Annotated in this window: 25 protein-coding genes and 1 tRNA gene; 19 read left to right on the top strand and 7 right to left on the bottom strand. The window is 73.1% G+C overall.

The genetic code is table 11. From position 1 onward, the window contains the following. The first annotated feature begins 72 nt into the window (after positions 1 to 72). The gene (gene murI / locus MRBLML1_RS08490; protein WP_364514233.1) at positions 73 to 900 is read left to right on the top strand and encodes a glutamate racemase; all 828 of its coding nucleotides are present in this window, start codon (positions 73 to 75) and stop codon (positions 898 to 900) included. Beyond that, positions 897 to 1,718, top strand: coding sequence for an MBL fold metallo-hydrolase (locus tag MRBLML1_RS08485; protein WP_364514230.1), 822 nt, complete (start codon positions 897 to 899; stop codon positions 1,716 to 1,718). The genes murI and MRBLML1_RS08485 overlap by 4 nt, the downstream gene beginning before the upstream one ends. A gap of 3 nt (positions 1,719 to 1,721) precedes the next feature. On the opposite strand, the gene MRBLML1_RS08480 is transcribed toward MRBLML1_RS08485, so the two are convergent. Together MRBLML1_RS08480 and MRBLML1_RS08475 are read right to left on the bottom strand one after the other, a co-directional pair. After that, on the bottom strand, positions 1,722 to 2,378 hold the full coding sequence (locus tag MRBLML1_RS08480) for a response regulator transcription factor (protein WP_364514227.1): 657 nt from the start codon (positions 2,376 to 2,378) through the stop codon (positions 1,722 to 1,724). Position 2,379: 1 nt separating this feature from the next. Then, the gene (locus MRBLML1_RS08475) at positions 2,380 to 3,585 is read right to left on the bottom strand and encodes a sensor histidine kinase (RefSeq protein WP_364514224.1); all 1,206 of its coding nucleotides are present in this window, start codon (positions 3,583 to 3,585) and stop codon (positions 2,380 to 2,382) included. Between the two features lie 129 nt (positions 3,586 to 3,714). Here MRBLML1_RS08475 and MRBLML1_RS08470 point away from each other — a divergent pair, with 129 nt between their 5' ends. From MRBLML1_RS08470 to rdgB, 5 genes are all read left to right on the top strand, one after another. Next, complete coding sequence (locus MRBLML1_RS08470; protein WP_364514221.1) at positions 3,715 to 4,650, top strand: ABC transporter ATP-binding protein; 936 nt, start codon at positions 3,715 to 3,717, stop codon at positions 4,648 to 4,650. Next, a complete protein-coding gene (locus MRBLML1_RS08465) occupies positions 4,647 to 5,417 on the top strand; it encodes an ABC transporter permease (RefSeq protein WP_364514218.1) in 771 nt (256 codons plus the stop codon). Before MRBLML1_RS08470 ends, MRBLML1_RS08465 begins: the two co-directional genes overlap by 4 nt. A 123-nt stretch (positions 5,418 to 5,540) precedes the next feature. Continuing rightward, positions 5,541 to 6,299 (top strand): SGNH/GDSL hydrolase family protein, encoded by a 759-nt coding sequence (locus MRBLML1_RS08460; RefSeq protein WP_364514216.1) that lies wholly within the window; start codon positions 5,541 to 5,543, stop codon positions 6,297 to 6,299. Positions 6,300 to 6,309: 10 nt separating this feature from the next. Then, positions 6,310 to 7,017 (top strand): ribonuclease PH, encoded by a 708-nt coding sequence (gene rph, locus MRBLML1_RS08455; protein WP_364514213.1) that lies wholly within the window; start codon positions 6,310 to 6,312, stop codon positions 7,015 to 7,017. Further along, positions 7,014 to 7,616 carry an RdgB/HAM1 family non-canonical purine NTP pyrophosphatase gene (rdgB, locus tag MRBLML1_RS08450; RefSeq protein ID WP_364514211.1) on the top strand — a complete coding sequence of 201 codons (603 nt, stop codon included), beginning with the start codon at positions 7,014 to 7,016 and terminating at the stop codon, positions 7,614 to 7,616. Before rph ends, rdgB begins: the two co-directional genes overlap by 4 nt. Before the next feature lie 10 nt (positions 7,617 to 7,626). Here the strand turns inward: rdgB and MRBLML1_RS08445 are convergent. Continuing rightward, a tRNA-Leu gene (locus tag MRBLML1_RS08445) sits at positions 7,627 to 7,708 on the bottom strand. Positions 7,709 to 7,806: 98 nt separating this feature from the next. Between MRBLML1_RS08445 and MRBLML1_RS08440 the strand changes: the two genes are divergently transcribed. Then, complete coding sequence (locus tag MRBLML1_RS08440; protein ID WP_364514209.1) at positions 7,807 to 9,051, top strand: amidohydrolase; 1,245 nt, start codon at positions 7,807 to 7,809, stop codon at positions 9,049 to 9,051. Here the strand turns inward: MRBLML1_RS08440 and MRBLML1_RS08435 are convergent. The 3 genes from MRBLML1_RS08435 to bcp are packed head-to-tail and all read right to left on the bottom strand — an operon-like array spanning position 8,955 to position 12,632. Further along, entirely contained in the window at positions 8,955 to 10,877 is a 1,923-nt protein-coding gene (locus MRBLML1_RS08435; protein WP_364514207.1) for a hypothetical protein, read from the bottom strand. The two genes, MRBLML1_RS08440 and MRBLML1_RS08435, sit on opposite strands and share 97 nt — an antisense overlap. 25 nt (positions 10,878 to 10,902) lie before the next feature. Then, positions 10,903 to 12,117: a hypothetical protein gene (locus MRBLML1_RS08430; RefSeq protein ID WP_364514204.1), complete on the bottom strand. Its 1,215-nt coding sequence runs from the start codon at positions 12,115 to 12,117 to the stop codon at positions 10,903 to 10,905. Between the two features lie 29 nt (positions 12,118 to 12,146). Next, positions 12,147 to 12,632 carry a thioredoxin-dependent thiol peroxidase gene (gene bcp, locus MRBLML1_RS08425; protein ID WP_364514202.1) on the bottom strand — a complete coding sequence of 162 codons (486 nt, stop codon included), beginning with the start codon at positions 12,630 to 12,632 and terminating at the stop codon, positions 12,147 to 12,149. Between the two features lie 124 nt (positions 12,633 to 12,756). Between bcp and MRBLML1_RS08420 the strand changes: the two genes are divergently transcribed. From MRBLML1_RS08420 to MRBLML1_RS08370, 11 genes are all read left to right on the top strand, one after another. Next, positions 12,757 to 13,443 (top strand): energy-coupling factor ABC transporter permease, encoded by a 687-nt coding sequence (locus MRBLML1_RS08420; RefSeq protein ID WP_364514199.1) that lies wholly within the window; start codon positions 12,757 to 12,759, stop codon positions 13,441 to 13,443. Next, positions 13,440 to 13,790, top strand: a complete 351-nt coding sequence (locus tag MRBLML1_RS08415) for a PDGLE domain-containing protein (RefSeq protein ID WP_364514197.1) — start codon at positions 13,440 to 13,442, stop codon at positions 13,788 to 13,790. The genes MRBLML1_RS08420 and MRBLML1_RS08415 overlap by 4 nt, the downstream gene beginning before the upstream one ends. Before the next feature lie 7 nt (positions 13,791 to 13,797). Further along, the gene (cbiQ, locus tag MRBLML1_RS08410; RefSeq protein WP_364514194.1) at positions 13,798 to 14,499 is read left to right on the top strand and encodes a cobalt ECF transporter T component CbiQ; all 702 of its coding nucleotides are present in this window, start codon (positions 13,798 to 13,800) and stop codon (positions 14,497 to 14,499) included. Further along, the gene (locus tag MRBLML1_RS08405; RefSeq protein WP_364514191.1) at positions 14,496 to 15,266 is read left to right on the top strand and encodes an energy-coupling factor ABC transporter ATP-binding protein; all 771 of its coding nucleotides are present in this window, start codon (positions 14,496 to 14,498) and stop codon (positions 15,264 to 15,266) included. Before cbiQ ends, MRBLML1_RS08405 begins: the two co-directional genes overlap by 4 nt. Next, entirely contained in the window at positions 15,263 to 15,511 is a 249-nt protein-coding gene (locus tag MRBLML1_RS08400; protein ID WP_364514188.1) for a DUF3618 domain-containing protein, read from the top strand. Before MRBLML1_RS08405 ends, MRBLML1_RS08400 begins: the two co-directional genes overlap by 4 nt. A gap of 34 nt (positions 15,512 to 15,545) precedes the next feature. Next, positions 15,546 to 15,845, top strand: coding sequence for a GroES family chaperonin (locus tag MRBLML1_RS08395; RefSeq protein ID WP_364515619.1), 300 nt, complete (start codon positions 15,546 to 15,548; stop codon positions 15,843 to 15,845). Between the two features lie 64 nt (positions 15,846 to 15,909). Next, positions 15,910 to 18,330: a penicillin acylase family protein gene (locus MRBLML1_RS08390; RefSeq protein WP_364514185.1), complete on the top strand. Its 2,421-nt coding sequence runs from the start codon at positions 15,910 to 15,912 to the stop codon at positions 18,328 to 18,330. Positions 18,331 to 18,348: 18 nt separating this feature from the next. Then, positions 18,349 to 19,113, top strand: a complete 765-nt coding sequence (locus MRBLML1_RS08385; RefSeq protein WP_364514183.1) for a crotonase/enoyl-CoA hydratase family protein — start codon at positions 18,349 to 18,351, stop codon at positions 19,111 to 19,113. A 66-nt stretch (positions 19,114 to 19,179) separates the two neighbouring features. Beyond that, positions 19,180 to 20,061 (top strand): helix-turn-helix transcriptional regulator, encoded by an 882-nt coding sequence (locus MRBLML1_RS08380; protein WP_364514181.1) that lies wholly within the window; start codon positions 19,180 to 19,182, stop codon positions 20,059 to 20,061. After that, entirely contained in the window at positions 20,058 to 21,065 is a 1,008-nt protein-coding gene (locus MRBLML1_RS08375) for a helix-turn-helix transcriptional regulator (protein WP_364514178.1), read from the top strand. Before MRBLML1_RS08380 ends, MRBLML1_RS08375 begins: the two co-directional genes overlap by 4 nt. Positions 21,066 to 21,147: 82 nt before the next feature. Next, entirely contained in the window at positions 21,148 to 21,342 is a 195-nt protein-coding gene (locus MRBLML1_RS08370) for a hypothetical protein (protein WP_364514175.1), read from the top strand. 2 nt (positions 21,343 to 21,344) lie between these two features. Here MRBLML1_RS08370 and MRBLML1_RS08365 read toward each other — a convergent pair whose 3' ends face one another. After that, a complete protein-coding gene (locus MRBLML1_RS08365) occupies positions 21,345 to 22,064 on the bottom strand; it encodes a GAF and ANTAR domain-containing protein (protein ID WP_364514173.1) in 720 nt (239 codons plus the stop codon). Position 22,065 lies beyond the last annotated feature (1 nt).

Genomic DNA, 22,065 nt, shown 5'->3' with positions numbered 1-22,065 from the left:
GCATAGGCCTCCGACGTGATCTCGGTCCCGGAATGCCGACCGCGAGGGTGCCGACGCCGTAGTCTGGGCCGGGTGCGGCACCAGGACCACCACGACGTCGACGTCGACGCCCCGATCGGGATCTTCGACTCCGGGTTCGGTGGGCTGACCGTGGCGCGCTCCGTGATCGACCAGCTGCCGCACGAGTCGATCACCTACGTCGGCGACACCGCCCGCCAGCCCTACGGCCCCAAGCCGATCGGCGAGGTGCGAGAGTACGCCCTCGAGTGCCTCGACCACCTCGTCGACCAGGGCGTCAAGGCGCTGGTGATCGCGTGCAACTCCGCCTCGGCCGCGATGCTCCGCGACGCCCGGGAGCGCTACGACGTCCCGGTCGTCGAGGTCATCTATCCCGCCGCCCGTCGTGCCGTCGCCGCGTCGCGCAACCAGCGCATCGGCGTCATCTGCACCCGCGCCACCGCCGAGTCGATGGCCTACGAGGACGCCTTCGCCGCGGCCCCCCAGGTCGACCTGACCACCCGCGCCTGCCCGCGCTTCGTCGACTTCGTCGAGGCCGGGGTGACCGGTGGCGACGAGCTGATCGCGCTCGCCCACGAGTACCTCGACCCGCTGACCGAGCTCGGCGTCGACACCCTGGTCCTCGGCTGCACGCACTACCCGCTGCTGACCGGCGTCATCTCCTACGTCATGGGCGACGAGGTGACCCTGGTGAGCAGTGCCGAGGAGTGCGCCAAGGACGTCTTCCGGATGCTCGCCGACCGTGGCCTGATGCGTCCGGGAGGCGCCCCGGCGTACACCTTCGCGACGACGGGCTCCCCGGCGGAGTTCGCGACGATCGGGCGCCGGTTCCTCGGCCCCGAGCTGGTGGCGGCCGGACAGTTCGCAGGGGGGCTCGCATGAGCGACGACGTGGCGCCGGAGACGACGCTGCTCAAGACCGCGGCGGAGGCGGCCGAGCACACGGTCAAGGTGACCGTCGTGGGCTGCTCCGGGTCCTACCCCGGACCGGACTCGCCGGCCAGCTGCTACCTCGTCCAGGCCACCGACGCGCTGCGCACCTGGAGCCTGGTGCTCGACATGGGCAACGGCGCGCTCGGCACGCTGCAGCGCTACGTCGACCCGCTGAAGGTGGACGCGGTCCTGATCAGCCACCTCCACGCCGACCACTGCGTCGACATGACCAGCTACTACGTGCTGCGCAAGTACCACCCCTCCGGCACCCAGCCGCGGATCCCGGTCTGGGGCCCCAAGGGCACCGCCAAGCGGCTCGCCAAGGCCTACGACCTGCCGCGCAAGCCGGGCATGCGCGAGGAGTTCTCCTTCCGCGTCTACGCCAAGCCGATCGCGCTCGGCCCGTTCACGATCGAGCCCTACGAGGTCGACCACCCGGTGCCGGCGTACGGGCTGCGGGTGAGCGCGTTCGGCAAGGTGCTCGCCTACAGCGGCGACACCGGCCCGACCGACGCGCTGATGGACATCGCCGCCGACGCCGACCTGTTCCTGTGCGAGGCGTCCTTCCGCGAGTGCGACGACAACCCGCCGAGCCTGCACCTGACCGGCAAGGAGGCCGGCGACGTGGCCACCGCCGCGCGGGCCAAGCGGCTCGTCGTGACCCACGTGCCGCCCTGGCACGACGCGCAGGAGATCCTCGCCGAGGCCAAGGACGCCTACGACGGTCCGCTGCAGCTCGCCGCGCAGGGCGACGTCTACGAGCTCTGAGCGCTACTCCACCGGGTGCCCGGCGTCGCGGATGCACAGCGCGATCTGCACCCGGTTGGTCGTCTCCAGCTTCTCGAACAGCCGAGAGACGTGGCCCTTCACCGTCGGCACCGACAGGTGCAGCTCGCCGGCGATCTCGGCGTTCGACAGGCCGCGGCCGACGGCGGTCGCGACCTCCAGCTCGCGCTCGGTGAGCCGCTCCAGCCGCCGCTGCGCCTCCGCGGTGCGGCTGTCGCCGGAGTCGGTGCGGACCCGCTCGATGAGGGTGCGGGTGACCGAGGGGGAGAGCATCGGGTCGCCGTCGGCGACCTTGCGGATCGCGGCCACGATCTCCCCCGGCGGGGTGTCCTTGAGCAGGAAGCCGTCGGCCCCGGCGGCGAGCGCGCCCACGACGTAGTCGTCGGCGTCGAAGGTGGTCAGCACGATCACCCGCGGCGGGTCCGGCTCGCCGTGCAGGACCCGGGTCGCGGCGAGGCCGTCGAGCACGGGCATCCGGATGTCCATCAGCACCACGTCGGGCGTCAGCTCCCGGGCCATCCGTACGCCGGCCCGCCCGTCCGCGGCCTCGCCGACCACCACGACGTCCGGTTGCCCGCCGAGCATCAGCGCCAGCGCGGAGCGCACCAGCGGGTCGTCGTCGACGATCAGCACCTCGGTCATCTCACTCGCTCCCCGCCCGCGTGGTCTCCTCGGAGGACCACGGTAGCCACGCGCGGAGCACGAACGACGGCGGCTGACCGTCCGGCGAGGCGTCCTCGATCCCGTGCACCAGCGTCCCGCCGCGCAGCTCGGCGCGCTCGGTGAGCCCGACCAGGCCCAGCCCGGCGCCGGGGGTGCGGGTGGGGCCGAAGCCGATCGCGTTGCGCAGCACCACGTCGACGCCCTCGGCGGGGGAGCCGGCGACGAGCACGTGCAGCGCGGCGGCCGGCGCGTGCTTGGTGGCGTTGGTGATGCCCTCCTGCACGATCCGGTAGATCGTGCGGCCGACCGCGACCGGTGGAGGCTCGTGGCCGGCGAGGCGGTCGTCGTAGTCGATGGAGGCACCGGCGAGGCGGGCGTCGGCGACCAGGCCCGTCAGGTCGTCGTACGTCGGTTGGGGGCCGGTCAGCGCCGTCCCGTCCCCGGCCTCGCGGAGCACCCCGAGCACCTCGCGCAGGTCGGTCAGCGCCTCGTGCGCCTTGGCCTGGATGACCGCGACGCTGCTGCGCATCTCCTCGGCGCTGAGGTCCTCGCGGAAGGTCAGGGCCCCGGCGTGCAGGGAGATCTGGGAGATCCGGTGGGCGAGCACGTCGTGCATCTCGCGGGCGATCCGGGCCCGCTCGGTGGATCGGGCCTGCTGGGCGCGCAGGTCGCGCTCGGCCTCGGCGGTCTCGGCCCGCTGGCGCAGGGTCCACAGCAGCTCGCGGCGCGAGCCGATGTACATGCCCCACGCCATGGTCGCGGCGACCGCGGCGATCGTGATCGGGGTGAGCAGCCACCACGGGTCGGTGTCCTCGACCGGCTGCACCTGGTAGTAGCACCAGGTCATCGCCAGGTTGAGCGCAGCGACCGAGATGATCTGCCACCAGCGGCGGTGGGTGGCGAGCGAGACCACGGCGAGCGTGGAGGCGCCCGCGGACAGCGAGCTGATCGGGGTGGCGAGCAGGGTGATCACCGCGACGGTCATCGGCCAGCGGCGCCGCCAGAAGGCCAGCACGAAGCAGGCCACGCCGACCACGAGGTCGGTCCAGAACAGCACCGGGTGGCCGTCGGCCTGGTCGTCCATCACCGGGGCCCATACGACGAAGCCGACGACGAGGGCGAGCAGGTAGCGCCAGACGTGGCTCCACAGCCGCAGCGGCGGCTGGAAGTCGGCGGAGCTGTCCATGGCCCGAGACTAGGGGCCCGGGGGACGCCGGCGGCAGCATCCCCGGGACGGAGCACCCCCTACTTAAGTCCGGGCCGTTCGGGACGCAGGTCCGATGTGCGGGGCCGTCGGCTCGGGCAGGCTGGAGCCATGATCACAGTTGATCGACTCACGGTCTCGTACGGCGGGTTCACCGCCGTCGACGACGTCAGCTTCGTCGCCCAGCCGGGTCGCGTCACCGGCTTCCTGGGCCCGAACGGCGCCGGCAAGTCCACCACGATGCGCGTGATGGTCGGCCTGACGCCGCCGACCCACGGCCAGGTCACCATCGGCGGCCTGCGCTACCACGACATCCCCAACCCCGGGCGGCACGTCGGCGTCCTGCTGGACGCCTCCGCCCAGCACGCGGGCCGCACCGGCCGCGAGATCCTCACCGTCGGCGCCAAGACCATGGGCCTGCCGTCGAGCCGGGTCGACGAGATCCTCGCCCTGGTCGGTCTCACCGACTCCGAGGCCAAGCGCCGGCTGCGCAACTACTCGCTCGGCATGAAGCAGCGCCTCGGCATTGCGCACGCGCTGCTCGGCGACCCGTCGGTGCTGATCCTCGACGAGCCCGCCAACGGCCTCGACCCGGCCGGCATCCGGTGGATGCGCGGCCTGCTCAAGGGCTACGCCGACCGCGGCGGCACCGTGCTGCTCTCCAGCCACCTGCTGCACGAGGTCGAGCTGATCGCCGACGAGATGATCCTCATCGGCCACGGCCGGATCGTCGCGCAGGGCGACAAGAAGACGCTGCTCGCCGCGGCCGGCGACGGCACGGCCATCGCCTTGGTGACCTCCCTCGACAACGCCGCGCTCGGCGCCGCGCTGGAGCGGGGCGGGCACACGGTCGAGGCGGCCGGCGAGGGCCTCAAGGTGACCGCCACGACCGAGCAGGTCGGCCGGGCGGCGCTCGAGGCGGGTGTGGTGCTGACCGACCTCCGTTCCGGCGGCGCCGGGCTGGAGGACCTCTTCCTCGACCTCACCTCCGCCACCGCCCGCGAGGGCGTGACGGCTCCCACGACGAACCAGGAGGTGCCGCGATGAGCGCCACGCAGACCTTGGACATCAGCGCCACCCCGCGGACGCCGTTCCTGCGCCTGGTGGGCGTGGAGATCCGCAAGACCCGCGACACCCGGGCCGGCGTCTGGCTGCTCGGCACGATCGTGGCGATCACCGCGGTGGCCATGGTGATCTTCTTCGCCGTCGCCGACCCGGAGGACCGGATCTTCGGCAACTTCATCGGCTTCGCCGCGACCCCGCAGGGGTTCCTGCTCCCGGTGCTCGGCATCCTGCTGGTCACCACCGAGTGGACCCAGCGCACGGCGATGGTGACCTTCGCCCTGGAGCCGTCACGCACCCGCGTCATCGCCTCGAAGGTCGTGGCCGCCCTGATCTGGGGCGCCGGAGCCTTCGCGGCGGCGGTCGTGATCGCGACCCTGTTCACCCTGGTGGGCGGCGCGGAGGACAAGTTCGCCGACGTGACCCTGACGGTCTTCGTGCTGTTCTTCTTCCTCCAGCTGATGTCGATCATGCAGGGCCTCGCCTACGGCCTGATCCTGCTGAACACCCCCGCCGCCATCGTCCTCTTCTTCGTGCTGCCGATCGCCTCCTCGATCATCTTCGGCACGATCAGCGGCCTGCACGACGCGGCGCCCTGGCTGGACCTGGGCACCGCGCAGTCCTCGCTGATGGAGGGTGACTTCGACCTGAGCGGGCAGGAGTACGCCCAGCTCGGCACCTCGATGCTGATCTGGATCGTGCTGCCCTTCGTCGCCGGCTGGTTCCGGGTGATGCGGGCCGAGGTGAAGTAGCCCGGGCCACCCCCTGCGGATCCCGGGCCCGCAGGGAAGCGACCTGAAACGGTCACCGGTCGTTGTCGGACACGACACCGACCGGTGACCGTCTGCTTTCCCGGCCCCGCGACCTTTGCGGCCGTGGGCAACGGATACCTGCGCTTCGCCGCTCTCGGCGACAGCACCACGGTGGGCCTCGGCGACCCGGTCCCCGGGGGCCGGTGGCGGGGCTGGGCCCGGCTGCTGAGCGAGTCCCTCCAGGCGTCGTACGACGTGTCGTTCTGCAACGTCGCGATCTCCGGCGCCACCGCGACGGTCGTGCGCGAGGAGCAGCTCGCGGAGGCGGTCGCGCACCGCCCCGACCTGGCCTCGCTGCTGGTGGGCGTCAACGACACGCTGCGCTCGACCTGGGACCCGGACCGGCTGCACGACGACCTGCACCACGTCGCGGGGGAGCTGACCGCCGTCGGTGCGACGCTGATGACGGTGCGCTGGCACGACCACGGCACGATCCTCGGCCTGCCCCGGATGGTCGTGCGGCCGATCAGCGAGCGGATCGCCCTCCTCAACGACGTCTACGACGACGTGCACGCCACCTACGGCGGCCTGCGCCTCGACCTGGCGCTGATGCCGGAGGTGCTCGACCGGGCCAGCTGGTCGATCGACCGGTTCCACCCCTCCGAGGTCGGGCACCGGGCGCTGGCCCGGGCCTGGGCCGAGCGGCTGCGCGTGGCCGGCTTCGACGTACCGCTGCCGAGCCTGGTCCCGGAGGGCGGCTGCCCGCCGAGCTGGCGGCGCGACGTGGCGTGGATGGTGACCGAGGGGGCGCCGTGGGTGGGCCGCCGGGCCCGCGACCTGGGGCCGTGGGCCGTCCGGCGGGCGTGGGCGGTCGCTCGGTAGGTTGGCCCCCATGAGCACCCGCGAGGACGGCCGCGCCGACGACGAGCTGCGCCCCATCACGATCACCCGCAACTGGCTCGACCACCCGGCGGGCTCGGTGCTCGTCGAGTTCGGCAAGACCCGGGTGCTGTGCGCCGCGTCCGCCTCCGAGGGCGTGCCGCGCTGGCGCAAGGGGTCCGGGCTGGGCTGGGTGACGGCGGAGTACGCCATGCTCCCGGCCTCCACCAACACCCGCTCCGACCGCGAGTCCGTCAAGGGCCGGATCGGCGGGCGCACCCACGAGATCAGCCGGCTCATCGGCCGCTCGCTGCGTGCGGTCATCGACGACAAGGCGCTCGGCGAGAACACCATCCAGATCGACTGCGACGTGCTCCAGGCCGACGGCGGCACCCGCACCGCCGCGATCACCGGGGCCTACGTCGCCCTGGCCGACGCCTGCGCGACCCTCGGTGTCCCCGGCGCCCTCACCGGCTCGGTCGCCGCCGTGAGCGTCGGCATCATCGACGGCACGCCCCGCCTCGACCTGCCCTACGTCGAGGACGTGCGGGCCGAGACCGACATGAACGTCGTGATGACCGGCGACGGCAAGTTCGTCGAGGTGCAGGGCACCGCCGAGGGCGCCGCCTTCGACCGGGCCGAGCTCGACGCGCTGCTCGCGCTCGCCGAGAAGGGCTGTGCCGACCTGACCCTCCTGCAGCGCGAGGCGCTGTCGGAGTGAGGCTGTTCGTCGCCTCCCGCAACGCGGGCAAGATCGCGGAGATGCAGCGCATCCTCGCCGCGCACCTGCCCGGCGTCGAGGTGGCCGGGCTCGACGACGTCGCGCCCTACGACGAGCCGGTCGAGGACCAGCCCACCTTCGAGGGCAACGCCCTGCTCAAGGCGCGGGCGGGTGTCGCCGCCACCGGCCTGCCCTCGATCGCCGACGACTCCGGCCTCTGCGTCGACGCGCTCAACGGCATGCCGGGCGTGCTCTCCGCGCGCTGGTCGGGGCTGCCGAAGTCCGACGAGCGGAACAACCGGCTGCTGCTCGACCAGCTCGCCGACGTACCGGACGGGGCGCGGGGGGCGCACTTCACCTGCGTCATCGCCCTGGCCCACCCCGACGGCCGCGAGCTGGTCGTCGAGGGGCGGATGGACGGCACCGTGATCCGCGAGGTGCGGGGCAGCGGCGGCTTCGGGTACGACGTGCTGTTCGTCGCCGACGACCACCCGGGCGTGACCACCGCCGAGCTCAGCCGCGAGGACAAGGACGCGATCTCGCACCGCGGCAAGGCGCTGCGCGAGATCGCGCCGCTGGCCGCCGACCTGCTGCGCTGAGCGCCTCCGGTGCCGGAGGCGGGACTCGAACCCGCACACCCGAAGGCACGGGTACCTAAAACCCGCGTGTCTGCCAGTTCCACCACTCCGGCCGAAGCGGGACGAGTCTAGGCGGAGCAGCGCTGAGAGCCGTTGCCAGATCCGGGTCCACCCGCTCGAAAGCCCACCGGCACGGGGGCAGGATCGAGCCATGACGATCGACCTGGACGCCCTGACCGCGCTCTACGAGGACCTGCACCGCCACCCCGAGCTCGGCCGGCAGGAGCACCGGACGGCGGGGATCGTGGCCGAGCGGCTCACCGCGCTCGGGTACGACGTCACGACCGGCGTCGGTGGGACGGGCGTCGTCGGCGTGCTGGCGCGGGGCGAGGGCCCGAGCGTGATGCTGCGGGCCGACATGGACGGGCTGCCGGTGCGCGAGGAGACCGGGCTGGCGTACGCGAGCACGGCCACCGCGACCGCGGCGGACGGCACCGAGGTGCCCGTCATGCACGCGTGCGGGCACGACGTCCACGTGTCCTGCCTGCTCGGCGCGGCCGAGCAGCTCGCGGCGGAGCAGGACTGGGCCGGCCGGCTGGTGCTGGTGTTCCAGCCCGACGAGGAGGGCGGGACGGGCGCCCGCTCGATGCTCGCCGACGGGCTCCTGGAGCGGTTCGGCACGCCGGCCGTCGTGCTCGGGCAGCACGTGGCGCCGCTGCCGGTGGGCCTGCTCGGCGTGACGCCCGGGCCGGCGTTCGCGGCCACGGACATGATCCGGGTGGTGCTGCACGGCAAGGGCGGGCACGGCTCGCGGCCGGAGTCGGCGGTGGACCCGGTGGTGATGGGGGCCTCGCTGGTGCTGCGCCTGCAGACCGTGGTCTCGCGGGAGGTCTCGGGCAGCGACACGGTGGTGCTGACGGTCGGCACCTTCCACGCGGGCACCCGCGGCAACATCATCCCGGACCAGGCGGTGCTGGAGATCAGCCTGCGCAGCACCGACCCGGACGTCCGGGACCGGGCGGTGGCGGCGATCGAGCGGATGGCGAAGGCCGAGGCGGCGGCGGCCGGGGCCCCGCGGGAGCCGGAGGTCGAGGTGCTGTTCTCGCTGCCGGCGGTCGTCAACGACGAGGGCGCGTGCGCACAGGTCGCGGCGGCGTTCGCGGAGACCGGGCGGTTCCTGGTGGTCGACCCCGGCGCGGTGACCGGCAGCGAGGACGTCGGCATGCTCTCCGACGCCGCCGGGGTGCCGGGTGCCTACTGGCTGCTCGGCGGGGCCGATCCCGCGCTCTTCGCGGGCGCGACGAGCATCGAGGAGATGCGCACGGTGCTCGACGGGGTGCCGGCCAACCACTCGCCGCACTACGCCCCGGTGGGCCGCCCGACGCTGGAGGCGGGCGTGGCGGCGCTGGTCGGCGCCGCGCGGTCGTACCTGGAGCGCTCGGTCGCGCTGCCGTAGGCGTAGCCGGACAGCACCGCCACGAACGGCCACACCAGCCCGAGCACCACCGAGGGCACCGTGTTGAGCACGACGAACGGCAGCGGCACGACGACGAACAGCAGCGCGGCCACGACGGCCCCGACGGTGGTCAGCAGCAGCAGCGAGAGCGCGAGCACCGGCACCAGGGTGCCGACGGAGTGCCGGACCAGGCGCACGCTGCGCGGGAGCCCGGCGAAGCCGCCGCGCCCCTCCAGCACGAGCACCGGGACCAGCAGCACCGCGGCCAGCAGCACCACGAACACGAGCGGCACCAGCACGACGGAGCCGGTGAGGGTCAGCAGCAGGAGTGCGGCGACGGCCAGCGCCGGCAGTCCGCGGGCGAGGCGGCGCCCGCTCTCGGCGTACGCCGCCCGGAGGTCGACCCGCGCCGCGAGACCGTCCCGGTCGAGTGCTGCCAGGACCACGGTGAGGGCGCCGGCGGACACGGGCAGCGCGAGGGTGCCCACGGCCAGCGCCAGCCCGCCGGCCCAGCCGGGGAGCGCAGTGGCGACGGTGACGCCCTGGAGCACGGCGGCGCCGATGTTGAGCGCGGCCGAGGGGAGCACCGCGAGCCCGAAGAGCGCCGGTCGCGCGCGCAGCACCTGCCAGGCCGCGGAGATCACCTGCCCGGCGGAGCGGACCCGGTGCAGCGGCAGGGCCGCCGTCGCCCAGTCGGTGCGGCGCAGCAACCAGCCCACGACCGCGAGCGCGCCGAGCAGCACGACCAGGCCGCGGCCGGGGCTGTCGACGTACTGCCGGAAGAGGTCGCTGCCCTTGCCCACCAGGTCGCAGTAGGTCTGGGCGACGGCGCCGCCGTGCGCCCCGCCGGGCACCTCGATCGAGGAGTCGCGGGCCTTCGCGGAGAACGAGAAGGGCCGGTCCCACGCCGCCTTGCGGTTGGGGCCGGTCGGCCCGGCGTAGAAGCGCTTCGGGCCGACCTCGCCGTAGTGGCCGGCGTAGGTGATCCACGGGTACGCCGCCGCGGCGGCCTCGGGATCGGAGGGGATCGTCGCCACGGTGGCCCGGACCGCGTCGTGGTCACCGGCGGTGGTGTCGCAGCCGAAGCCGGTGGCGGCGGTGTTGCCCATGAAGACGCCGGCGGAGAACTGGTTGGCGTGGGACCCGGCGGAGACGTAGACGAGGGGATGGGTCTCGTCCTCGATCTCCAGCTTGTCGTCGTCCCAGGCGGCCTTCTCGGCGCCGTAGTGCTGGGAGTAGACGGCCAGGTCGGGAGCGACGCCCTCGGCCAGCGCGGTCGCCGGGTCGGCGGCCGGGAACTCGAGCTGGATCCGCTCCCAGTCGGTCTCGTGCTTGTTGTTGTAGTCGTTGAACGCGTAGAAGAAGAAGTACTGCAGCGCGAACCGGTCCTCGACGCCCTTCTGGAAGGCGACGTGCGCGTAGATCGTCGGCTCGGCGCCGCGCCACTGCTCGCGGGCCCACTTCTCGTAGGAGCAGCCGGGCTGGAGCGGGTTGCCGGGCAGGTCGAGCTCGTAGCCGGGCAGCCCCTCGGACACCTCGTCGGCGGAGGGGCCGACGGCGACCAGGTCGCGCGGGGTCCACGGACCCCGCAGCGCGACGGTCGGGTTGTCGAAGAGGACCCCGACGTCGCTGGGCAGGTAGGGCTCGCCCGGGCCGCAGGGCTCGTCCTGGTGGACGAGCATGAGCACCGGCGCGTACTGCTCGGCGAGCGCTGCCTCGGGATCGCCCGGGACGGGCTCGCCGGCGGCCGCCGGCGGGCCCAGCAGGGCGGTGCCGGCGAGGACGGAGGCGACGAGGAGCCCCCGCAGGAGGCGTCCGCGCCGCACGTGCCCGTCCTCGCCGGTCAGCGGACTACTCGCTCCACCGCCAGGTGGTCAGCATCTCGTCGAACTTGTCGAGCACGTCGTCGTCGCCGTCCTTGAGCGAGACGGTGAGCGAGTAGCCCTTGTCGCCGTTGATGACGAGGTAGGAGCGCTGCTGCACCTTGACGTCGCTGTCGTTGGTCCGCGCGATGTCGACCGAGAGCGCGGTCTGGCCGTCGATGGAGATGTTGGAGCCGTCGGTGATCTGGGCGCCGGTGTCGGAGGAGACCAGGGCCTTCTTCCAGTTCTCCTTGAGGTCGTTCGGGTCGGTGTAGCCGTACGACGACTGGGTCTCGACGATCACGTTGCCGCGCGCGGTGTTGAAGCTGTCGCCCCACAGGAAGACCTTGTCGAGGGTCGGCACGTTCTTGTTCTGCGCGAGGAACTCCTCGGTGCCGTCGGTCCAGCCCTTCGGCAGCTGCACGGCGTAGCCCTTGCCCTCGACCTTCGGGCCGCCGATGTCGGGGACCTCGGTGCTCGGGTCGTCGGTGGGCTCGTCGGTCGTCTTGCTGGTCGGGTCGTCGGCCTTCTTCGGGTCCTTCTCGTCGTCGCCGCCGCTGAGCGCGACCGCGGCGACGATGCCGCCGACGATGAGCACCAGCGCCGCCACGACGCCGGCGATGACCAGACCGGTCTTGCTCTTTTTGGCCGGCGGCTGCTGCGACCAGCCCCCGCCGGCGTACGCCGGGGCGGGCGGGGCGTAGCCGCCCGGGCCGTTGGGCTGGTGCGGCGGCGAGACGATCGGCTGCTGCGGGTGCGCGACCGGCGAGGTGACCGGCGGCAGCGGGGGCCGCACGGGCGAGGCCACCGGCGGGTACGACGAGGGCGGCGCCGGGGGAGCGGTGGTGCCGGCGTCCGGGTCGAGCCCGGTCACCAGGGTCTCGGGGACCTTGCCGAGCGCGAAGCCGAGCACGGCGACCGCCCACTGGCACCCGCGCACGTCCGCGCTGCCGCGGTCGCGGGCCAGCCGCTGGCCGGCGGACTCGACGGCGTCGGCGGCGTTCGCGCCGCTGTCGAGCATGGTGACCAGGCCGTCGAGGGCGCCGAGGCGGACCGCGTCGGTGAGCAGGTTGATGGTGCCGCTGGAGGCCTGGCCCTCGTCGAGGTAGTCGTCGAGGGAGCCCCGGAAGGCACCGGCGTCACGGAACAGGTCGTGCCCGTGGTCGCGGGCGAGGTCGGCGAGCGACTGGTGGAGCGAGGTCATCTGGGGTGTCCTTCGAGTGGTCGGGGCGTTCAGGCCGCGAGGCCGAGATCCCTGCGGAGCTTGGCGACGTGGCCGGTCGCCTTGACGTTGTACTGCGCGAGCTCGATCCGACCGTCGGTGCCGACGACGAAGGTGGAGCGGATGACGCCTTCGACCATCTTGCCGTAGAGCTTCTTCTCGCCGTAGGCGCTGTAGGCACGGTGGACGTCGAGCCCGGGGTCGGAGAGCAGGGTGATGCTCAGCCCGTCGCGCTCGCGGAACTTCGCGAGCTTGGCCGGGGTGTCCTTGGAGATCCCCACGACGGTGTAGCCCGCACCCTGGAGCGCGTCGAGGGAGTCGGTGAAGTCGCAGGCCTGCTTCGTGCAACCCGGCGTCATCGCGGCCGGGTAGAAGTAGACGATCACCTTCTTGCCCTCACCGACCAGCGACGCCAGGGAGACCTCCTCGCCGGTGTCGGTGGGGAGGGTGAACGCGGGGGCGGTGTCGCCGGCGGAGAGGCGGGCCTGGTCGCTCATGGGTGCGGGCTCCTGACGGGCTGATGCTGTTGCAAACGGCATGCAATAAGGTGGACTCTGCTCGGAACCATCTAACTACCCCGCTCAGCCGCGGCCGAACACCGGACGAACAAGGAGCAGTGCCATGCACGTCCCCGACGGATTCCTCGACGCGCCGACGTCGGTCGCGACGGGGGTGGTCGCGGCCGTCGGTGTCGGGGTGGCGCTGCGCAAGGCGCGTGCCGAGCTCGACGACCGGACCGCGCCGATGGCGGGCCTGGTGGCGGCCTTCGTCTTCGCCGGGCAGATGATCAACTTCCCGGTCGGTGCCGGCACCAGCGGCCACCTGCTGGGCGGGGCGCTGGCCGCGGTGCTGGTGGGGCCGTGGACGGCCACGCTGTGCATCAGCGTCGTCCTGCTCGTCCAGGGCCTGTTCATGGCCGACGGCGGGCTGACCGCGCTCGGCACCAACATCACCTTGATGGCGATCGTCGGCGTCGCCGTCGGCTACGCCGTCTTCCGGCTCGTGCTCGCGGTCCTGCCGCGCACCCTCGGCTCGGTGCCCGTGGCCGCGGCGCTGGGCGCGCTGGTGTCCGTGCCGGCCGCCGCCACCGTCTTCACCGTGCTCTTCGCGATCGGTGGCACCGCCGACGTCGCGACCGGCAAGGTGCTCACCGCGATGGTAGGCTGGCACCTGGTGATCGGCATCGGCGAGGCGGTGGTGACCGGCCTGGTGGTGAGCGCGGTGCTCGCCTCGCGCCCCGACCTCGTGCACGGCGCCCGGGGCCTCGCCGCCCGCAAGCCCCTCGTCACCTCGCAGGCCGCCGCATGAGCGCGCACCGCAAGTTCCTGCTCGCCGGCCTCCTCGTCGCGCTGCTCGTCGCCGGCGTCGGCAGCTACTACGCCAGCAGCCACCCCGACGGCCTGGAGTACGTCGCGGGCAAGACCGGCTTCATCGACTCCGAGAAGACCGACGGGCCGTCCACCGGCAGCCCCTTCGAGGACTACGGCACCAAGGGTGTCGACAACGACCGACTCAGTGGGGGTATCGCCGGTGTCGCGGGCGTGCTGCTGACCCTCCTGATCGGGGGAGGCCTCTTCTACGGCCTCCGGCGTCGCGGCGGCTCCGCGGAGGATGTGGCCTCCACGGAGCCGGCCGTGACGGCCGACGCGGACTGAGCGGAGGATGGGCGCGGGGCACGGCCACCGGCTGCACTTCCACGGGCACTCCGTCGTCCACCGCGCGCCGGCCTACCTGAAGGTGCTGGCGCTGCTGGCGTTCGTGCTGCTCGTCGTCGCCACCCCCCGGGAGTGGTATGCCGCCTTCGCCGTCCACCTCGCGATCATCCTGGGCGTGGTCGCCCTGGCCCGGGTCCCGTTCACCTACCTGCTGCCGCGGATGGTGATCGAGGTGCCCTTCCTGGTGTTCGCGGCGCTGATCCCGTTCGTCGCGGAGGGCCCGCGGGTCGCCGTACCGCTGCCGTGGGGGTGGGACGTCACCGTCTCCGAGTCCGGCCTGGTGGCCGCGTGGGGCCTGGCCGTCAAGGGCACCCTCGGCGTGCTCGCCTCGCTCACCCTGGCCGCGACCACCGAGCCGAACGACGTGCTGCGCGGTCTCCAGCGGCTGCGCTTCCCGGACCTGCTGGTGCAGATCATGTCCTTCATGGTCCGCTACCTCGACGTGGTCACCGCCGACCTCGGCCGGATGACCACCGCGATGCGCTCGCGTGGCGTGGACCCCCGGTCGCCGCGGCACTGGCCGGCGCTGGCCCGTACGCTCGGGGCGCTGTTCGTGCGGTCCTACGAGAGGGGGGAGCGGGTGCACCTCGCCATGTTGTCGCGCGGGTACGACGGCCGCCTCCCCGAGCCCGAGCGGGCCGCCCGGTGACCCCTGTCCTCGACCTGCGCGGCGTCGCCTTCGCCTACCCCGACGGCCACCAGGCCCTGTTCGGGGTCGACCTGCACGTCCACCACGGCGAGCGGGTCGCGCTGCTCGGCCCCAACGGCGCCGGCAAGACCACCCTGGTGCTGCACCTCAACGGCATCCTGTCCGCGGAGTCCGGCCACGGCGAGGGCAGCGTCGCGGTCAGCGGGCTGCCGGTGACGAAGAAGAACCTGCTGGAGATCCGGCGCCGGGTCGGCATCGTCTTCCAGGACCCCGACGACCAGCTCTTCATGGGCTCGGTGCGTGCCGACGTCGCGTTCGGCCCCGCCAACCTCGGGCTCAAGGGGACGGCGCTCGACCAGCGGGTGATGGACGCCCTGGAGCAGGTCGGGATGGCGGAGTTCGCCGACCGGCCGCCGCACCACCTCTCCTTCGGCCAGCGCCGCCGGGTCGCGGTGGCGACCGTGCTGGCGATGGAGCCGGAGATCCTGGTGCTCGACGAGCCCAGCTCCAACCTGGATCCCGCCTCGCGCCGCGAGCTCGCCGACATCCTGCGCGGGCTGGACGTGACCGTGCTGATGGTGACCCACGACCTGCCCTACGCCCTCGAGCTCTGCCCGCGCTCGGTGGTGCTCAGCGGGGGCCGCGTGGTGGCCGACGGACGCACCTACGACGTGCTGACCGACGAGGCCCTGATGCGTGCCCACCGGTTGGAACTGCCCTGGGGCTTCGACCCCCGCTCGATCAGCATTGATAGCCTGCCAGGGTGAGTGACACTCCCTCTGACATCGAGCGCGAGATCGAGGAGGCCCGTGAGCGTCTGGCGGGCACCATCGACCAGCTCCTGTACCGGTCGCACCCCAAGACGATCGTGAGCCGCGAGGTCGCCCAGGTGAAGGCGCACTACGTCGACGCCGGCACCGGCGAGCCGCGCACGGACAACATCTTGAAGACCGTGGGCGCCGTCGTCGGCGTGATCGCGCTCTTCGTGGTGGTCCGCAAGATCACCCGCTGACCCCGGGACCGTGTCCGACAAGACACCGATCAAGATGCTGCACGACCGCATCTTGTGCGAGACCGACACCGAGGCGGGCGAGCGCCGCTCCTCGGGCGGCATCGTCATCCCGGCCACCGCCGCCATGGGCGCGCGCCGGCTGGCCTGGTCGCGCGTGGTCGCGGTCGGCCCGCACTGCCGGGCGGTCGCGGTCGGCGACAAGGTGCTCTACGACCCCGAGGACAAGGCGGAGGTCGAGGTCTCCGGCGAGGTCTACGTCGTGATGCGCGAGCGCGACATCAACGCGGTGGCCGCCGAGCGGCTCGGCGACGAGTCCGCCGGCCTCTACCTGTAGAACCCTCCGCAGAAATCCCCTGGCTGTGACGTAACGCACACCGGGTGCCGCCGTTGCACCCGATGTGCGTTCCCCCCGACTGCTGACGCTGCTCGCCGCCGCCCTGGCGGTGCCCGCCCTCGCCGTGGCCGGGCCGGACGGGACCGCCCGGCCCGGGACCGGGGCGGCCGCGTCGCCGTACCAGGCCACGGTGAAGATCACCGAGCACGGCATCCCGCACGTCACGGCCGCCGACTGGGGCTCGCTGGGCTACGGCAGCGGCTGGGCGACCGCCGCCTCCTCGATCTGCAACCTCGCCGACACCGTGCTCACCGCCCGCGGGGAGCGTTCGCGCTACCTCGGCGGCACCGGCCGGTACGCCGACGGGGTGGCCGTGGACGCCACCAACCTCGAGGTCGACGCGTTCGTCACCGACCTGCACAACCGCAAGGTGGTCGAGGGCCTGCTCGCCTCGCCCGCCGGCCCGAGCGCCCGCGCCAAGGAGATGGTCAAGGGCTACACGGCCGGCATCAACCGCTGGCTGCGGGAGAACCAGGTCACCGACCCGGCCTGCGCGGGCCAGGCGTGGATCAAGCCGGACGCCACCGAGCTCGACCTCTGGTACGGCGTCTACCTCGCCAACCTGATCGCCTCCTCGGGCCACTTCATCAAGGAGATCGTCGAGGCCGGGCCGCCGACGCTCGACGACCTCGGCCTGCCGGACCTCGGCATCGACCTGCCGCTGCCGACGAAGACCTCCGAGGTGGCGGCGTACGCCGCGAAGGTCGACAAGGACGCCCTGCTGACGTCGCTGGGCCAGGACTCCGACTTCGGCTCCAACGCGACCGCGATCGGCGGCGACGCCAGCTCGACCGGGCGCGGGCTGCTGCTCGGCAACCCGCACTTCCCCTGGTCCGGGCGCTACAAGTTCACCCAGCAGCACCTCACCATCCCCGGGCAGTACGACGTCGCGGGTGCCTCGCTGATCGGCTCGCCCGTCGTCAACATCGGCTGGAACAAGGACGTCGCCTGGAGCCACACCGTCTCCACGGCCTACCGCTTCACGCCCTACGAGTACCTCACCCTCGGCCCCGGTCCGCTCTACCTCTCGGCCAACGGCCTGCTCCGCAAGGCTGAGCAGCGCTTCGTCGACGTCGCGGTGAAGCAGCCCGACGGCTCGGTGAGGAACGTGCGCGAGGACCTGTGGCGCACCCCGCAGGGCTACGTCATCGACAGCCCGTCGCAGTTCATGGGCTGGTCGCCGATCAGCTTCTGGGCGATCCGCGACGCCAACGCCGAGCAGCTGCGCACCATCGACACCTTCCTCGCCATGGGTGAGGCCACCAGCAGCCGCGACCTGCTCGCGAAGCAGGACGCCGGCGGCGGGATGCCCTGGGTCAACACCACGGCCGCCGACCGCACCGGCGAGGTGCTCTACGCCGACCACAGCGTGGTCCCGAACGTCCCGGACGCGCTGGTGGCGCGCTGCCTGACGCCGGTCGGGCTGCTGCTCAAGACCGTGGCCGGGCTGCCCGGCCTCAACGGACTGCTCGCCGACGGCCTGTGCAAGTGGGGCACGGACGCCGACGCGCAACGGCCGGGGATCCTGGGCCCGGCCAACCTGCCCGCCGTCTTCCGGCGGGACTGGGTGATGAACGCCAACGACTCGTACTGGACACCCAACGACAAGGTCCGTCTCGAGGGCTACGCCTCGATCATCGGCTGCGAGAAGTGCGCGCGGACGATGCGGACCCGGATGGTGCAGCAGTACGTCGTGGACCGGCTCGCCGTCGGCAAGGAGACGCCGGCGACGCTGCGGGGCCACGAGCACGAGAACCGGGTGCGTGCCGCCGAGGTGATGAGGGCCGGCGGAAAGCTCGACGAGGTCTGCGCGAAGACCGGGGAATCGCAGGCCTGCGCCGTGCTGAAGGCGTGGGACGGCCACTCGGACGTCACCTCGGTCGGCACGCACCTGTTCGAGGCGTTCGTGGAGCGGGCGCCCACGGGCTACAACCTGTGGACGGTCCCCTTCGACCCGAAGGACCCGCTCAACACCCCGCGTGGGCTGAAGACCGATGCCGGCGTCGTGAAGGCGATGCAGGCCGCGATCGACGCCGTGCGCGACGCCGGCGTCGCCTTCGACGCGCCCTGGGGCTCGCTCCAGGTCGCGGGGGACCGGGGCGCGCCGGCGTACCCCCTGGGGGGCGGCAACGGCGACCTCGCCGGCAACGCCAACGCGCTCGCCTCGCGCAACCCGCCGTCGAACACCGACCGCTACAAGCCGGTCAGCTACGGCTCCTCGCACATCCAGGCGATCAGCTATCTCGCCGACGGCAGCGTCGACGCCCGCACCATCCTCACCTACAGCCAGTACGAGGACCCGGCCTCACCGTGGTCCTCGGACCAGACCAAGCTGTTCTCGGAGGAGAAGTGGGTCGAGTTCCCGTGGACGCCGGCCCAGGTGGACGCCGCGCTGGTGCGGACCGTCGACCTCGCCGGCAGCTGACCCACTAGCCTCGGCCGCATGTCGGTCGAGGTGGAGAAGCACGGTCCGGTCACGCTCGTCACGCTGTCGCGCCCCGAGGTGCGCAACGCCGTCGACGCCGAGCACGCCCGGCTGCTGACCGAGGCGTTCACGGAGTTCGACGCGGATGCGTCGGCGTCGGTGGCGGTGCTGCACGGCGCGGGCGGCGTCTTCTGTGCGGGCGCCGACCTCAAGGCGGTCGCCGAGGGCCGGGTCGACGTGGGCGGGCCCGGCGAGGGTCCGGCAGGGATGGGCCCGACCCGGATGCTGCTGTCGAAGCCGGTCATCGCCGCGGTCGAGGGGTACGCCGTGGCCGGCGGCCTCGAGCTCGCGACCTGGTGCGACCTGCGGGTCGTCGACCCCGCGGCGGCCTTCGGCGTCTTCTGCCGGCGCTGGGGCGTGCCGCTCATCGACGGCGGCACGGTGCGCCTGCCGCGGCTGATCGGGCACTCCCACGCGCTCGACCTGATCCTCACCGGTCGCGAGGTCGGGGCCGAGGAGGCGCTGCGGATGGGCCTGGCCAACCGGGTCACCGCACCCGGCGCGGCGCGCGAGGAGGCGCTGGCCCTGGCCGCCCAGCTCGCGGCGTTCCCGCAGACCTGCCTGCGCGAGGACCGGCTCTCGTCGTACGAGCAGCACGGGCTGGACCTGGACGCGGCGATCGCCGCGGAGTGGCGGCACGGCCTGGCCTCGCTGGCCGCCGATACCCTCGACGGTGCGTCCCGCTTCGCCGGTGGCGCCGGGCGCCACGGGGCGTTCGAGTAGGCAGCGAGCAGCCAGCACGAGAGGGACGACGTGGTCAACGGGGTCGGTCGTGGTCAGCGTGCTCCGATGGAGCGCCTGGTGCGGATCGCCGCCCTGCTGCAGGCCCGGGCCGACGCCGGGGTCAGCGCGGAGACCCTGATCCGGGCGGCGGGGTTCGAAGGTCTCGCCGACCCCGGGACCCAGATCAGCCGCGAGATCCGGCACCTGGAGAACCAGGGCTGGCACATCGAGAACCTCGCCGGCACCGGCGAGCCCGCCCACTACCGGATGACCACCGTCGACAACCGGCTGCGGGTCCGGCTCACGCCCGGCCAGCAGGCCGCGCTGCGCCGCGCCGTCCAGCTCGCCGACCGCAGCGACCTGGCCCGCCGGCTCGGGCTGCCCGAGCCCGCTGCGGCGCCGACCCCCGCCGGCGCGGCCCTCAACGCCGTGCCGCCGGAGGCGCTGAGCCTGGTCGTGGACGCCGTGCGCGACCACCAGGTGCTCCGCTTCGGCTACAAGGGCACCCCGCGGGTGGTGCACCCGGAGTCGCTGCGCAACCAGGTCGGCACCTGGTACCTGCGCGGGGTCGAGGACGGCGACCCGGCCGAGCGGCTGAAGACCTTCGTCGTCTCGCGGATGCTCGACGCCCACGCCGACGAGGTCGGCAGCGCCCGCCGGCTGCCCGCCGCGCGGCACCACGGGCTGCACCCGATGGCATGGGAGGTCGACCCGCCCGTGGAGGTCACCCTGGCCGCGCCGGACCACTACGTCCCCGACGTACGACGCTGGCTGGGCGAGCCGCTGTCGGTCGCGCCCGGCGACGGCGACACGACGCTGCTGCGCTACCGGGTCACGAACCGCGAGGCCCTGCGCAGCCGGCTCGTCGAGCTCGGCCGGCGGGTCGTCATCGTCGGGCCGGACGAGGTGCGCGCCGAGCTGGTCGCCGCGCTGGAGGCGGTGCGGTGAGCACCCCGCCGCGCTACGTCGCCCGGATCGCCCGTCTGCCCCAGGTCTTCGAGCACCTGGCCCGTCACCCCGAGGGCGTCGCGCTGGAGACCCTCGCCGCCGACTTCGGCACCACCGTCGCCGAGCTGCGTGAGGACCTGCTCGCCTTCTACACCGCCGACCTCGCCGCGGAGTGGCTCTCGGCGCGGCCGGAGGTGCTGGAGTTCCTCGGCCCCGAGGGCACCGCGGAGGACCCCGGCACCGCGGGCATCGTCCGGATCGCGGCCGACGGTCCGGTCGACCTCGGCGTGGAGTACGTCGACGCCGGCGAGCTCGGCCACGTCTACACCGCCGCGCTGGCCCTGCTCGACATCGAGCCCGGCAACACCGAGCTGGCCGACGCCATCGACGTGCTGGCCGAGACGATGTTCGGCGCGCCGGAGACGGCCGAGCCCGCGGAGCCCGCGGTCGCGGACTGGAACCGGCTGCTGCCGCAGTTCCAGCGCGCCCGCGAGCAGCGCCGCGCCGTGCGCGTCGTCTACTCCCGGGCCTGGCGCCCGGGCGTCTCCGAGCGGGAGATCGAGCCCTACCACCTGGTCCAGACCCGCCGCGGCTGGGAGGTCGACGCCGGCCCGGTCGGGCCCGACGGGAGCCTGCGCACCTACCTGCTCTCCAACATCCGCTCCGTCGAGGTGCTCGAGCGCACCTTCGAGGTCCCCGCCGACGTCGAGGAGCTGCTCGCCGCGCAGCGCGCGACCACCCGGGTCAAGGTGGTGCTGCCGCAGAGCGCGCGCTGGGTGGCGGACTTCTATGCCGAGCGGGTCACCTTCGTCCGCGACGACCACGAGCACGCCGAGGTCGACCTCGAGCTGCTCCCACCGGTCGGGCCGCGGGTCGGGCGGCTGCTGCTCGTCGCCGGCCCGGACGCCCTCGTCGTGGACCCGCCGGAGCTCCAGGACGAGGCCGTCACGGCCGCCGAGGAGCTGGTCGCCCACCACACGGCCCGGCCGGGCCTCGTGTCGTAGCGCGCGGGCACCAGCGTGGGCTGTCGGCGCGGCCCGCTAGTCTTTCCTTGAGCGGTTCAGGACGCGGGCTGCCAGGTGGGTCGTGGCGACCCTCGATGCCCTGGGGAGCCCTGTGCAGCCCAACAGTCCTGTCCTGGTCGAGTTCGACGGCGAGTCCGTCCCCGGCCTCGTCCTGAAGGCCAACGCCGACGGCACCTCGCTGCTGGTGACCTTCGAGCGGGAGGGCCGGGTCTCGACGTCCTGGCTGCCCCTCGACGCCGTCCGGCCGGCACCCTGACCTCAGCCCGCGGTCGCGTCGCCCGCCTTGTCCAGCTCGGCGTTGGTGGTGTCGACGACCTCCTGCGCGACCTCGCGCAGCTTGACGTTGCTCGTCGAGGACGCCCGCACGAGGAACTGGAAGGCGCGCGACTCCGGGATCCGGTAGCGCTCCATGATGATCCCGACCGCCGTCCCGATCGCCTGCCGCGAGGCCACCGACTCCTTGAGCTGGTGCTGGTGGCGGGCGTGGCCCAGGGCGATCGCCGCGTGCGCCGCGAACAGCTCCGCCAGCTGGATCGCGTCCGGGTCGACGCCCGGCTGCAGGGCGTAGAAGTTCAGCCCGCCCAGCGCGCCGTCGGCGGTGTAGAGCTGCAGGCCCATCTGGGCCCGCAGCCCGAGCTGGGCCACCTCGACGACGTACTGCGGCCAGCGGTGCTCGCTCGCGATGTCGTCCATCACCGTGACGCCACCGTTGGTGATGGCGTCGTAGCACGGACCTTCATGCAGCTTGTACTGCAGCTCGTCGACGTCCCACACCAGCGGCCCGGTGCCGGCCCGGGTCTCGATCCGCCCACCGCCGCCGTTGCCGTGCACCACCGAGATGCCGACGTGGTCGAAGCCGGGCACGGTCTGCTGCGCGGCGCGCACGATGGCGTCGAGGGTGTGGTCGAGGGAGCGGTGGGCGTTGATCGACTGTGCCGCCTCGGTGAGAGCGGCGGCGATGTCGCTGCGGTCGTTCACG

Origin of the sequence: Nocardioides sp. LML1-1-1.1 (assembly GCF_040676175.1) — a bacterium.
Taxonomy (GTDB): domain Bacteria; phylum Actinomycetota; class Actinomycetes; order Propionibacteriales; family Nocardioidaceae; genus Nocardioides.
Note: the sequence above shows the minus strand (reverse complement) of the source record. Positions and strands in the feature narration are given on the sequence as shown.

What these genes read in the sequence shown, in the direction of transcription:
- MRBLML1_RS08485 (WP_364514230.1), top strand. Translation starts at nt 897, where the DNA reads ATGAGCGACGACGTGGCGCCGGAGACGACGCTGCTCAAGACCGCGGCG.
- MRBLML1_RS08480 (WP_364514227.1), bottom strand. Translation starts at nt 2,378, where the DNA reads ATGACCGAGGTGCTGATCGTCGACGACGACCCGCTGGTGCGCTCCGCG.
- MRBLML1_RS08475 (WP_364514224.1), bottom strand. Translation starts at nt 3,585, where the DNA reads ATGGACAGCTCCGCCGACTTCCAGCCGCCGCTGCGGCTGTGGAGCCAC.
- MRBLML1_RS08470 (WP_364514221.1), top strand. Translation starts at nt 3,715, where the DNA reads ATGATCACAGTTGATCGACTCACGGTCTCGTACGGCGGGTTCACCGCC.
- MRBLML1_RS08465 (WP_364514218.1), top strand. Translation starts at nt 4,647, where the DNA reads ATGAGCGCCACGCAGACCTTGGACATCAGCGCCACCCCGCGGACGCCG.
- rph (WP_364514213.1), top strand. Translation starts at nt 6,310, where the DNA reads ATGAGCACCCGCGAGGACGGCCGCGCCGACGACGAGCTGCGCCCCATC.
- MRBLML1_RS08440 (WP_364514209.1), top strand. Translation starts at nt 7,807, where the DNA reads ATGACGATCGACCTGGACGCCCTGACCGCGCTCTACGAGGACCTGCAC.
- MRBLML1_RS08430 (WP_364514204.1), bottom strand. Translation starts at nt 12,117, where the DNA reads ATGACCTCGCTCCACCAGTCGCTCGCCGACCTCGCCCGCGACCACGGG.
- bcp (WP_364514202.1), bottom strand. Translation starts at nt 12,632, where the DNA reads ATGAGCGACCAGGCCCGCCTCTCCGCCGGCGACACCGCCCCCGCGTTC.
- MRBLML1_RS08420 (WP_364514199.1), top strand. Translation starts at nt 12,757, where the DNA reads ATGCACGTCCCCGACGGATTCCTCGACGCGCCGACGTCGGTCGCGACG.
- MRBLML1_RS08415 (WP_364514197.1), top strand. Translation starts at nt 13,440, where the DNA reads ATGAGCGCGCACCGCAAGTTCCTGCTCGCCGGCCTCCTCGTCGCGCTG.
- cbiQ (WP_364514194.1), top strand. Translation starts at nt 13,798, where the DNA reads ATGGGCGCGGGGCACGGCCACCGGCTGCACTTCCACGGGCACTCCGTC.
- MRBLML1_RS08395 (WP_364515619.1), top strand. Translation starts at nt 15,546, where the DNA reads ATGCTGCACGACCGCATCTTGTGCGAGACCGACACCGAGGCGGGCGAG.
- MRBLML1_RS08385 (WP_364514183.1), top strand. Translation starts at nt 18,349, where the DNA reads ATGTCGGTCGAGGTGGAGAAGCACGGTCCGGTCACGCTCGTCACGCTG.
- MRBLML1_RS08380 (WP_364514181.1), top strand. Translation starts at nt 19,180, where the DNA reads ATGGAGCGCCTGGTGCGGATCGCCGCCCTGCTGCAGGCCCGGGCCGAC.